The 12,447-nt window shown below is 35.8% G+C and carries 11 protein-coding genes; 2 read left to right on the plus strand and 9 right to left on the minus strand.

Annotated features, from left to right (window positions below):
* Positions 1–24 precede the first annotated feature (24 nt).
* Both dksA and folK read right to left on the minus strand, forming a co-directional pair.
* Positions 25–480 carry an RNA polymerase-binding protein DksA gene (gene dksA / locus AC5LXI_RS02825; RefSeq protein WP_493443426.1) on the minus strand — a complete coding sequence of 152 codons (456 nt, stop codon included), beginning with the start codon at positions 478–480 and terminating at the stop codon, positions 25–27.
* Positions 481–616: 136 nt separating this feature from the next.
* Positions 617–1,102, minus strand: coding sequence for a 2-amino-4-hydroxy-6-hydroxymethyldihydropteridine diphosphokinase (folK, locus tag AC5LXI_RS02830; protein WP_493443427.1), 486 nt, complete (start codon positions 1,100–1,102; stop codon positions 617–619).
* Positions 1,103–1,287: 185 nt separating this feature from the next.
* Here folK and AC5LXI_RS02835 point away from each other — a divergent pair, with 185 nt between their 5' ends.
* Positions 1,288–2,646, plus strand: coding sequence for an MmgE/PrpD family protein (locus tag AC5LXI_RS02835; protein WP_493443428.1), 1,359 nt, complete (start codon positions 1,288–1,290; stop codon positions 2,644–2,646).
* Between the two features lie 48 nt (positions 2,647–2,694).
* On the opposite strand, the gene AC5LXI_RS02840 is transcribed toward AC5LXI_RS02835, so the two are convergent.
* The 7 genes from AC5LXI_RS02840 to syd all read right to left on the minus strand — a co-directional run bounded on the left by AC5LXI_RS02840 (position 2,695) and on the right by syd (position 9,010).
* A complete protein-coding gene (locus tag AC5LXI_RS02840; protein ID WP_493443429.1) occupies positions 2,695–3,447 on the minus strand; it encodes an amino acid ABC transporter ATP-binding protein in 753 nt (250 codons plus the stop codon).
* A gap of 10 nt (positions 3,448–3,457) precedes the next feature.
* Positions 3,458–4,129: an amino acid ABC transporter permease gene (locus AC5LXI_RS02845; protein WP_493443430.1), complete on the minus strand. Its 672-nt coding sequence runs from the start codon at positions 4,127–4,129 to the stop codon at positions 3,458–3,460.
* Positions 4,126–4,908, minus strand: coding sequence for an amino acid ABC transporter substrate-binding protein (locus AC5LXI_RS02850; protein ID WP_493443431.1), 783 nt, complete (start codon positions 4,906–4,908; stop codon positions 4,126–4,128). Before AC5LXI_RS02850 ends, AC5LXI_RS02845 begins: the two co-directional genes overlap by 4 nt.
* Positions 4,908–5,429: a GNAT family N-acetyltransferase gene (locus tag AC5LXI_RS02855; protein ID WP_493443432.1), complete on the minus strand. Its 522-nt coding sequence runs from the start codon at positions 5,427–5,429 to the stop codon at positions 4,908–4,910. The genes AC5LXI_RS02850 and AC5LXI_RS02855 overlap by 1 nt, the downstream gene beginning before the upstream one ends.
* On the minus strand, positions 5,426–6,787 hold the full coding sequence (gene purB, locus AC5LXI_RS02860; RefSeq protein ID WP_493443433.1) for an adenylosuccinate lyase: 1,362 nt from the start codon (positions 6,785–6,787) through the stop codon (positions 5,426–5,428). The genes AC5LXI_RS02855 and purB overlap by 4 nt, the downstream gene beginning before the upstream one ends.
* Before the next feature lie 384 nt (positions 6,788–7,171).
* Complete coding sequence (locus AC5LXI_RS02865) at positions 7,172–8,347, minus strand: amino acid aminotransferase (protein WP_493443434.1); 1,176 nt, start codon at positions 8,345–8,347, stop codon at positions 7,172–7,174.
* Between the two features lie 129 nt (positions 8,348–8,476).
* Complete coding sequence (gene syd, locus AC5LXI_RS02870; protein WP_493443435.1) at positions 8,477–9,010, minus strand: SecY-interacting protein; 534 nt, start codon at positions 9,008–9,010, stop codon at positions 8,477–8,479.
* A gap of 741 nt (positions 9,011–9,751) precedes the next feature.
* Here syd and rne point away from each other — a divergent pair.
* Positions 9,752–12,397, plus strand: coding sequence for a ribonuclease E (gene rne / locus AC5LXI_RS02875; RefSeq protein WP_493443436.1), 2,646 nt, complete (start codon positions 9,752–9,754; stop codon positions 12,395–12,397).
* Positions 12,398–12,447: the final 50 nt, after the last annotated feature.

The following is a 12,447-nucleotide window of genomic DNA, read 5'->3' on the forward strand; positions in this document are numbered from 1 at the left end:
ATAAAACAACGGTTTAAATGGAAATTACATACCCATTTGTTTTTCACGAAGTTCAGCTAATGTTTTGCAATCAATACATAAATCAGCTGTCGGTCTTGCTTCTAAACGACGAATACCAATTTCAATACCGCATGATTCACAAAAACCAAAATCATCGGTTTCAATTTTCTTTAATGTCTTTTCAATTTTTTTGATCAATTTGCGTTCTCTGTCACGCGCTCTTAATTCTAAGCTAAACTCTTCTTCTTGAGTAGCGCGGTCAGCCGGATCTGGGAAATTTGCAGCCTCATCTTGCATGTGAGAAACTGTTTTACCCATTTCACCTTGTAACTGTGACAGCCATGCTTCTAAGATAAGTTTGAAATGTTTTAATTGCTTAGGATTCATATACTCTTCATCTTTTGCCTCTTTATAAGGCTCAAGCCCAGCAATAGCAAGCAGGCTAAGAGAAGATGTATTTACTTTTTGCTCCTTTTTCACAGCAATCCCCCTTAAGTACAGATTATTTGCGAGCGGTAAACTATAGCAATAATTTAGCCTTTGGCAAATTTTTTTTATTATTTTTTTTGAGCCAAAAGTGCAGAATATTACAACTATATGTTATTAATAAGATTAATTATTCGTCCCATTTTTTTAACTCATTTATAGGACATTTTGGAATTAAATTAAACAGCTTATCGTTATCAGGTAATATTAGATCAGGTGAAATATCAAATAAAGGATAAAGCACAAATTCTCTCTTTTTCATATGATAGTGTGGTATGGTAAGCCTTTCTGTATCTATAACTAAGTCATCATATAACAATATATCTAAATCTAATGTTCTTGCCCCCCAGCGATTTTCTTTACGGACTCTACCTTGTGACTTCTCAATGGCTTGTAAATGATCTAATAGTGCTATTGGTGTCAGAGACGTGGTTAATTTGATGACTGCATTGAGATAATCATCTTGATCTTGTGGTCCCAATGGTTTGCTACGATAAAATGGCGAAATATCAGAAACAACTGTTTCAGGTAATTGTTTTAAGGCCGCAATAGCTTGATTAGCTTGCTCTAATGGATTGTTAAGATTACTGCCTAAGGCAATATAACAAATTGACATAATTAGATGTATTTTTGTAATGTTAAAAGGTAGCGATATCTTAGCATATAAAATATGTTATCTAGCTATATTGGTTAATAATGATTATTTCGAGTTATTAACATATAGCGATATAATCTTTTCATCGAATATTTATTATCCACTATTGGCTCAATATGTTATTGAGATTTAGATGAGAGTTTATAATGCAATTAGGTCATAAATTGAGTTTCTTAATAAAAAATACGCCAATTATTGAACAACAGTCAGTCCTTGAATGTGCAATTAATGGGGTGATAGACTATTTTGCTAGTAGTTTGCAGGCATCTCATGAAACAAATGTTCAGAAATTACTAGCATGGATCAATGATGAAGGTGGCCATAATCGTGCTTGGTTAATTGGTCAAAAGAAACAAGCTACTAGTCGGCAAGCTGCATTATTTAATGGTTTTCAAGCTCATTGTTTAGATTATGATGATGTGCATTCAGATGTACGTGGTCATCCATCAGCGGTTATCTTATCGGCTTTATTTGCGAGTATTCGCTTAGATGATTCATTAACCAATTTAGATGGGCGGCGTTTTTTAACTGCTTATGTAATTGGTATTGAAGTTATGGCCTTGTTGGGACGATGTGTTAATCCTGAACATTATGAAAAAGGCTGGCATGCAACAGTAACATTAGGGGGAATTGCTGCAACAGCCGCTATTTGTTATTTGTATGACGAACCATTTATTGCTCAAGCATTAACTTTAGCTGCTACACAAGCCTCCGGTATGCGCTTATTGATGGGGACACCCATAAAGTTTTTACATGCTGGATTGGCAGCACAACATGCTATACAAGCTGTTGACTGGTTAAGAGCAGGTATTTCGGCAGATAAAGACTTTCTTGATGATAACTTAGGTTTTTTATCAATATATGGCCAAGGTAATGATGATTTAGATTTAACTGTGTGGGCAAAACCGTGGAAGATTGTTAAACCCGGATTATGGTTTAAAACTTATTCATATTGTTCTGCTGCTTCATATATTGCTGATGCCGGTAAATTACTGTATAAACATCCTAAATTTAACGTGGATAATATTAAGCATATTACGCTTTTCTTTGCGCCTGTTAATAGTGATGCTGCGCTAATTTATAAACAGCCATTATCAGCTGAGCAGGGGCGTTTTTCAGCAGAATATATTTTGGCCTTAATTTTACTTGGTATTACGCCTGATTTTGAACAATTTACGGCAAAACCAATAGCTGACAATATCCAAAATTTAATGCAAAAAATGCAGCGTAGTTATGATATCCAATTATCCCCACATCCTGATGCATATAATAAACGTTATGTGGTTATTCAAATTGTCTTTGATAATAGCCAAAAAATTAGTCAGCGAGTGGATATACCTAAGGGTTCACCGAAAAATCCATATAGTCAACAAGAACTGGCAGCCAAGTTATTTGCTGCATTGCCAAATGAAGTTAAAGCTCAACAATTATTGACCGATATTCATGCTTTAGCTAATGGTATGGATATTAAACAATTGCTGAGGTCGCATTGGCAAAGGCTTTAATTTCTCATACCAAACTATAAACAACTTAATTAGGTTATAAAGATAAGTTTAGATTTCAAAATCAATCTCATCAGAAAGTTGTCGCAAAAAGCGTTGGGTTAACTCATGTTGTGGATTATCAATCAATGATTTTGCTTGCCCTTCTTCAACGATAATGCCATCTGACATAAAGATGATACGATCGGCTACATATTTGGCAAACTCCATCTCGTGGGTCACTATCAACATAGTAATGTTGTCTTTGGCCAGTTTTAGCATCACTTGCAAGACTTCATGTACTCGTTCGGGATCTAATGCAGAAGTTGGTTCGTCAAATAATAGGACTTTAGGTCTAACCGCTAATGCCCTAGCAATAGCAACACGTTGTTGTTGTCCACCTGATAAGGTGATTGGGTATTGATTAGCGTAAGCTAGCATGCCAACACGCTCTAACAATGATACCCCATACTGTTTGGCTTCATCTTTAGCCATTTTTTGGCCGACAACTAATGGATAAGTAATATTTTCTAATGCAGTTTTATTTTTAAATAAATTATAGTGTTGAAAAACCATTGCCGACTGTTTGCGTAGGTTAGTTTCTTGCTTGTGATTATAATGTTCACAATTAAGTATGGTTTTATCAATACGGATAGTCCCAGTATTTGGTTTTTCAAGTAAATTAAGGCAACGCAATAAAGTTGATTTTCCAGAGCCTGATGGTCCAATAATTGCAACTACTTCACCTTGTTTAATACTGAGATTTATTTCTTTTAATACTTCATTATTGCCAAATCGTTTAGATAAATGAGATACATTAATCATCATGCTCTCCTTAACGATGATATGGTTTAGTCAGCTTACGTTCTAGCTGCTTTTGTAACCATGAATAGGCTACAACTGTTAGCCAGTAAACAATACCGACGGCTAAATAAGTTTCAAAATAGAGGAAAGAATTTGCGGTTAACATTTTTCCTGCCGCTAATAGTTCTTGTACGCCGACAAAAAATGCGACAGACGAATCTTTAAGTAATGAAATAAACATATTACCGGTATTTGGTAAAGCATTGACCATCGCTTGCGGTAATATGATGCCTCGATAAACTTGGATAGTACTTAATCCAGAGGTTAATCCCGCCTCTTTTTGCCCATGGTCCACTGACGCTAAGCCTGCACGAAAGATTTCGGCTAAATAAGCGGAATATTTTAAGCTAAAACAGATGATTGCTGCGGTAGTTGCTCCCATTTGTTTCATAATTGGAAATATTTGTGGTAAACCATAGTAAATAATAAACAATAGAACAACTGAGGGAATACCACGAAATAAAGAGATAAACAGCGCCAAACAAGAATCAATAATAACAATCTTATTGTTTCTAATCAGTGCGATTGTAAGCCCCAATACAATGGCAAACATAATTGAGACAATCGCAATAAAAAGTGTAACCGGCAGATACGGTAATATCTGCGGGAATACACTAACAAAATAGTTTATATTGAAATTCATGAGGTAATATCTTCACCAAAATATTTAATTGATAGATTTTTCAATGTACCATTAGCACGTAGTTTTTCGATCACTTGATTAAATTTTTCGCGTAAAGCTTTACCTTTTTCATCCTTATTAAAAGGAAAAGCAACTTGTTCAATCGTGATTGGATTGCCAACTAACTTAAATGGTAGATTTTTTCGTTTGATCTCCGCCAATAAGATGGGTTTGGAATTGACATAGCCATCGACTCGTTGAAATTCAGCATCGTGCATTGCACCATCTCGAGTTTCATAAGTTTTGATGGTGATTTCGTTATTTGGAAATGCCTTTTTAAGGTTATTGATATGATTTGAACCAAGTACTCCAGCGATAGTTTTGCCATTAAAATCAGTTAACTGATTAATGTTGTTATTGTCTTTATGAGTAACAATTTGACTGCCATAAAAACTATAGGCTTGAGTAAAATCATATTTTGCTTGTCGAGCTGGAGTTACCGCTACTGCATTTGCTATTGTATCTAAACGGCCAGAGTCAAATTGCCCCATTAATCCACCAAACTCAGCAATTACCCATTCAACTTTATAACCTAATTCATTGGCAATTGCTTCGGTCACTTCAACATCAAATCCAATTAACTTACCATCTTGTTTATAACCATTAGGGTAACTTTGGCCAGTAGAGCCTACTTTGATAATATTTTGTTCACTCACCTGATTGTTAGATTGATTATCACAACCAATTAAGCTTAGGCTGGCCAATAAAATCGCAGAAAACAGCGTTATTATTCTTTTCATTATCGATTACTCCTTTTCTTCCATTCGCAATAGTTTTGGTTATTTAATATTTTTTCAAAATAAAGGGTAGTATGATCACTAGTTAAATCTGCTTGCCCAATTTGTTGATAGCCTTTTTGGCGATATATTTTGGCTAGCCATGGATGATTGGCTGCTGTACCTAAAGTGACTGCTGGCAGTTTAAGTTGATTAATTAAGATTTCTTTTTCAACCCAATCCCATAAAGCATTACCATATCCTTGACCTTTATAAGCTGGATCGGTTGCAAACCAGCCTAAATGAGGTAATCCATAAGGACCGGGGTTATTTCCCCATGGCATGCGAATACTGAGTGTGGATATCAATTTATGATCTTTTTCAAATAGATAAACTGGATTCGAATCAATATGTTGAATTATCTCTTCTGCTTCGACCGTTGCTGCAGCAAAATGGATGCCTAATTGTGACGTAGCTTGATAGGCTCGGTGCAATAATTGCTGATATGCTCTAATATCGGAACGATTGATTAAGCGAAAGCTCATAATAATACTCCGCTATGCTCGGCATATTTAATGACTTGTTCGACTTTTTCTGCTGCACTGCCGAGATAATTAATTGGATCTAACCAATTATCAAGTTCAGTTTCAGTAAAGTGTTTATTTAAACGAGGATCGGCTAATAATACTGATTTAAATGGTCGATTTTGTTCAAATGCCTGCATAGCGTTTTCATAAACCAAATGATGAGCGGTTTGTTTGCCTAAACGTTTGCCAATTTCAAACATCACTTTTTCTGATAACAGTAGGCCATTTTGTTTTGCCAAATTAGCTAACATTTGATCGGCATTTACCTTTAAACCTTTTAACACCGCTAAAGCCGTTTGTAATTGTGCCGAAATATAAAGATTGATTTCCGGAAGCGCAATCCATTCTGCTCGCCAACTCATGGCATCTCGTTCATGTTCAACTTTCATTGATTCATGAATAAGTGCCACACTTTTTAATAGAGGGGCTGTAAGACTAGCTAATCCTTCTAATGCGGCTGGATTACGTTTATGTGGCATGGTGGTTGAGCCAATTTTACCGTCGGAAAAAGGCTCTTCGACTTCGTTAATTTCGGTTCGCATAAGGTTGTAAAATTCGTTACCTATTTTGCCAAGCGTGCCACTAATCAGGGCAATAACTGAAGCGTATTCTGAAAAACGGTCACGAGCCGCTTGCCAACCTATATTTGGCGTGTTGAGTCCTAGTAACGTTAGTGCTCTCTGCTCAACTTGTGGGCCGCGTTCTCCCATTGAAGCGTAAGTACAAATAGCCCCACTAATATTGCCGACTAAAACGCGTTGTTTTATCTCAGATAAACGTTGTAAATGGCGAACAAATTCATCTAACCAAACTGCTAATTTGAAGCCAAATGTCGTCGGTAGGGCTTGCATACCGTGGGTACGGCCAACCATAGGTAAATATTGATATTGTTTAGCTAACAATTTTAATTGATTGGCAATTAATTTAGTATCACGCTCAATGATAGTGAATGATTGTTGTATCTGCAGGACAGTTGCTGTATCAACAATATCTTGAGTGGTTGCGCCATAATGAATGTATTCTCCAGCATCGCCAACTTGTTTTTGTAAAGCGTTGATAGTTGACATCAGTGAATGTTTGGCTTTGACAGCTTCTTGAGCCAGTTGTTCAAGAGATAATTTTGAGGCATCAGCTTTGCTAATAATTGTCTGAGCAACATCAGCAGGAATAACACCTAATTCACCTTGTGCTTTGGCTAAGGCGACCTCAACCTGTACTTGCTTTTCTAAACGATTTTGCTCAGACCATATTTGGCGCATTTCGCTAGTACCAAAATTATTACCTAAAATTAAAAAATCTAAAATATGCGATGCCACAAAACTATCCTCAATAAAAATGCTATAACTTATTGAACAATTATTATTAATTATTGAGTTAACGTCTAATAGCCAATTGATCTAATGATATAACTAAAAAGAATAACAGAAATAATGATTGAATAAATCATATGCATTTATTGTTTAACACATTGGTTATTTGATAAAAATTTTGAGGAGAGGGGTTTTTAAAGCTTATGACAGAGAATGTTTCACCTATAATTAATGTGTAGCGATGGCTAAGATCAATTCGGGGCTTAACGCATAGTTTTGATTGAGGTTATAAGAGGATTTTTTATGGTTAAAAAATCGAATACATTGGTGATTAAATTTTACATTAACGGCCAATGTATTCAACTGTATTTAATATATGAAACAGGTATGCTATAAAACGTCGACAATTGATTCACAAAGTCTAGACATATTATCGATAGTCATTCCGGCGACATTGATTCGTCCTGAATTAACAATATAAATACCATAATCATTACGCAATTTAAGTACTTGTTCTTCAGTTAAACCACTAAATGAAAACATACCATTTTGTTTGGCAATAAAACTAAAATCTTGGTTGGCACCTTTATCTTGCAGCGTTTTCACAAATAGTTGGCGCATACGATGAATACGTTGACGCATGCCTGTTAATTCATCAATCCACTCTTCTTTTAATTCAGCATTGTTTAATATATAAGAGACAATTTTAGCGCCATGCGCGGGTGGATTGGAGTAATTAGCTCTGATAATGGTTTTGACCTGACTAAATGCCCGATCAGCAATTTCGCTATCCGCAGCAATTAAAGTGAATGCACCAACACGCTCATTATATAGACCGAAATTTTTTGAGTAAGAGCTAGCGATTAGTAGTTCAGGTTGATTATTCGCAAACAATCTAAGTCCATATACGTCTTCTTCTATACCTTGGCCAAACCCTTGATAAGCGAGGTCAAATAATGGTAACCAACCATTTTTTAAGGCTAACTCTGAAATCGCTTGCCATTGTTCTGGAGTCGGATCGATACCGGTAGGGTTATGGCAGCAACCATGAAATAGCACGGCTTCGCCGGCGACAACTTGATTTAAATCACTCATTAAACCATCAAAATCGAGGCTTCGAGTTTGAGCATCATAATAACGGTATTCGCGAACCTCTAATCCCGCAGTTTGAAATACGCTACGATGATTAGGCCACGATGGATTGCTTATCCAAACTCGTTTTATTTTCGTACGGCGAGATAAAAAATCAGCCATGATGCGTAATGCACCGGTTCCGCCAGGGGCTTGCGCAGTCCTCGCTCGTTGATTTTCACTACCGAACAGTAAGACTTGAGTGGCAATATTAAATGAATTAACACCATCAATGGGTAAATAGCTTTTTGTAGTTTCATCATCTAGCAATAGATGCTCAGCTTTTTTTACACTTTCTAAAATAGGTGTTTGGGTGGTTTCATCTTTATAAACACCAACACTTAAATTAATTTTGTTGGTGCGTTCATCCTTGTTGTAGAGATCCGCTAAGCCTAAAATAGGATCTGCTGGTGCTGCTAATAAATATTCAAACATAAGTTACCTATTTCTTTTAGTGACACTTATTGCATTATATACACATTGTTTAGCAAGTTACAATTTGTAAACCACAATGCACTTGAACCTCATTTGTACCACAGCTTAGTAATTATCGAAAGCTAATTATTATGCTATAACGATAAGTTTTTCAAGAAATGTTGCTAAATTAGATGATAATGTTGTCAATTGCCCAGTTATTAAATCTTCTTTAACCACTTCACCTGTCAAATTATTTAATGCGACGATTTCAGTATCTTCATTGGTTGAGGCGATAAAAATGGTCGGCGTTCGCTTTAATTTTTTTTGTTGCGATAGGTGAGCAATTAAATTTTTTTCTAAATTTGAAAAGTCATCATCATTCCACGCTTGCAACAAAATTAAATTAACGTCAGCAAATTTTGCTGTCAGATTTGCCGCGTATTGTGTACCGTAAAATGTATGTGCACTTGGGTGGATTTTGATGTTAATAACTTGTTCTGCTATGGTTAAATCTCTTGGAGGATTAAGTAAAAAAGGTTGCCAATAAACGACTAGATTTTCAGTTTTGATAATGCAAGGCGAGGGTAAACCATGTAATTCTTCACTTTGTGGTGCATGTTCAAATTGAGCGATCCAACGCTGGGTAAAATCAAGCAATGCTACTTTTTCAGGCGATTCCATAACTAAATATTATCTTATAGTTCATTTTATGATCGATAGTTGTTTAATATTATACGGACTAAATTGGCATATACACAATTGTTAAAGTTAAGTTTTTAAATTCATTAAATGCGTTATAAATCGATATAAAAAATTTGCCAAATTCATTTCCAATTAAATGATGAAAAATTAGTGATTAAAGCCTTTTTTATTGTGTTTTCAGTCTAATTTTAGGGTAGTACAAAACCAGCATTAAATTGTTTATAAAATAGTCAGTTTAATTTGCTTGCTATCCGTTGCTGAAACGTGAATAATAGACATGGATATTTTATCCATGTAATGCAGCAATGGCGTTAGACATTACAGTTTGTCAAAATAAAATAGCGTAAGTAGAATTATTATAATTAATTAATATGTTTATTTTAAACAATCATATAAAGATTTAGTGGTTTGTTAAATTGTAGAAAAATAGAATTTGCAAACTCATCATTGAAATAATATCAATAATTGTATGTTTAGTGGTGTTCAAAAAGTGCATAGGTGTTTTGAATGTAATATTACCTCTAAAAAGTGTATTGATGTTGGATAAGTTATACTGATTTCACATAAAATAATAACAAAAATAACACAAATAAAATAATGAATACGGTATAAAAAATATTTAAGTAAGTACTATTGTTTATCATTGTTAAAAATAAGCGTTTATTGTTAATAATAAAATTCTACCTACAGTTAATTTAGATTAATCAAGAGTGTAGAATAATGAAAAGAATGCTAATCAACGCAACCCAGCAAGAAGAACTGCGAGTTGCCCTTGTTGATGGCCAACGCTTGTATGATTTAGATATCGAAAGCCTTGGTCACGAACAAAAAAAAGCCAATATTTATAAAGGCAAAATCACTAAAATCAATCCCAGTTTAGAAGCTGCATTTGTCTCTTACGGTGGAGAACGAGATGGTTTTTTACCTCTAAAAGAGATTGCTGAAAGCTATTTCCCTTCCAATATCTCTGGTCGTCGTAGTATTAAACATTTACAAGAAGGCCAAGAAGTTCTTATTCAAATAGAAAAAGAAATTCGTGGTAAAAAAGGTGCCGCTTTAACGACTTATATTAGTTTAGCCGGTAGCTATTTAGTTTTAATGCCAAATGATCCTAGAGCCGGTGGCGTTTCTCGTCGAATTGAAGGTGAAGAGCGAGCTGACCTTAAGCGTATTATTGATGCGCTAGAAAAACCAAAGGGTATGGGCGTTATTGCGAGAACCGCTGGTGTTGGTAAAAGCCAAGAAGAGTTGCAACAGGATTTGAACGCTTTAGTCAACTATTGGACTGCGATTCAAAATGAATCTAAAAATCATCCAGCGCCAAGTTTAATCCATAAAGAAAGCGATATTATTACTCGCGCATTCCGTGATTATTTGCGTGATGATGTTGGTGATATTCTCATTGATAATCCAAAAGTACTTGAAATTGCTAAAAAACGATTAGCTGATTTAGGCCGAGTTGAGTATGTTAGTCGCCTAAAACTTTATGAGGGTGATGTACCATTATTTAACCATTTCCAAATTGAAGGGCAGATCGAATCAGCATTCCAACGTGAAGTTCGATTACCATCTGGTGGCTCTATTGTTATTGATGCGACCGAAGCATTAACTGCTATTGATATCAACTCAGCGAAATCTATCCGTGGTAGCGATATTGAAGAGACTGCATTTAATACTAACCTTGAAGCAGCGGAAGAGATTGCTCGTCAATTACGCTTACGTGATTTAGGTGGTTTAATTGTTATCGATTTTATCGATATGACGCCAATCCGTAATCAACGTGAAGTTGAAAATCGCTTGAAAGAGGCGATGAAAACTGACCGAGCAAGAATTCAAACTACACGTATTTCTCGTTTTGGTCTACTTGAGATGTCTCGCCAACGTTTAAGCCCTTCGTTGCGTGAGGCAACTCACCATATTTGTCCTCGTTGCCAAGGAACAGGTACGGTTCGTGATAATAACTCATTATCACTTTCAATTCTTCGCTTAATTCAAGAAGAAGCGATGAAAGATAATACCGTGCAGATTGACGTGATTGTGCCGGTACCAATTGCAAGTTATTTGCTTAATGAAAAACGTCGAGCGATTACCAATATCGAAAGAATGCATCCAGATGTGAAAGTCGTTATTGCTGGTGATGAAGAGATGGAAACGCCACTTTATAAAGTCATCCGTAAACGCAGTGGTGAAGAGACCGATGTACTAAGTTACAATTTACCTAAACTCATTCGTGAACTTGAAGAAGAGGAAGAAGATCAAGTTGCTGAATCGGTGGTAGAACAAGCAGTATTATCTGGCCCTAAAGTCGAAGCAAGCAAAGCATCTAAAACGAAAGTGGAACCGAAACAAGTTGAAAAATCTACAGGTTTATTTGGTGGTTTATTTAATAAAATTAGGCAGTTATTTATCTCTGAAAAGGATCAGCCGAAGCCAGAAGTTAAGCCTCAGCCAAATAAACGACGAGATAACCAACGTTCAAATAATCGACGTCAGCGTAATAATCGTAATAATTCAGCTACTAATAATACAACAACTGAAGATGTTAAAGAGACTACGCGCCCTAATCGTCGTACCAAACAAAATAATAATTCATCTAATGTGGCAAATAACATTAAAGCCGATAAAGTAGCTAATGAGACAGCACAACCAAAACAAAAAGAAGCAAAACCAAGGCGACAACAACGTACATTAACCAAGAGTGTTCGAGTTAAAAATAGTGATACGTCAGTGCAAGTTGAAAAAGAGCGTATTATTATTCCAACTTTATTATTGCCGGTTATTGCTCCTGAAACTGAGGATAATAATGTCGCTAGCGATTCACAACCGAAACGTCAACGACGAACCTCACGACATTTGCGAATGAATGCCCCTCGGCCTAAACGACGTGGTAAAAATACTGAATTAAAACAGTCAGCAATGCCATTACAGTTTGCCGCTGCGTCGTTAGAGCTTGCTTTAGGCCGCGTAACAGTTGATTATAGTCAAATTAGTCATGATGAGCCGAGTAATGCTGTTCGCGTGATCCCTACACTTTTATTACCAATTGTAATTAAAGATGATATAGATAACGTTAAACAAGTCGTTGCTCTTGAATCTAAAACCAATGTTACTACAACTTCTAATCCATCTGATATTGAGAAACAGCCTACAGATCAGGTAATTACGATGTCTAAAGCTGATCTTGCTGCGGGTTATTCATCATCAGTAATGACTAAGGCTCCAGCTCCAGATTATGTGCAATCCGATAGTGGAATAAAGACACGAAAAGAGTTGGATTATCGTTATGACGGTAAAGGTAATGCTGGTGGATTAAGCGCTCAAGATCATGCTTATGCAGCAGCAAGTAAACCAGTTATACCTGATTAGCAGATAGCTAAAACAACGGTGATGGATGTCACCGTTGTTTTTTTACTCAC

The organism is Gilliamella sp. LMG 34361, assembly GCF_984569075.1.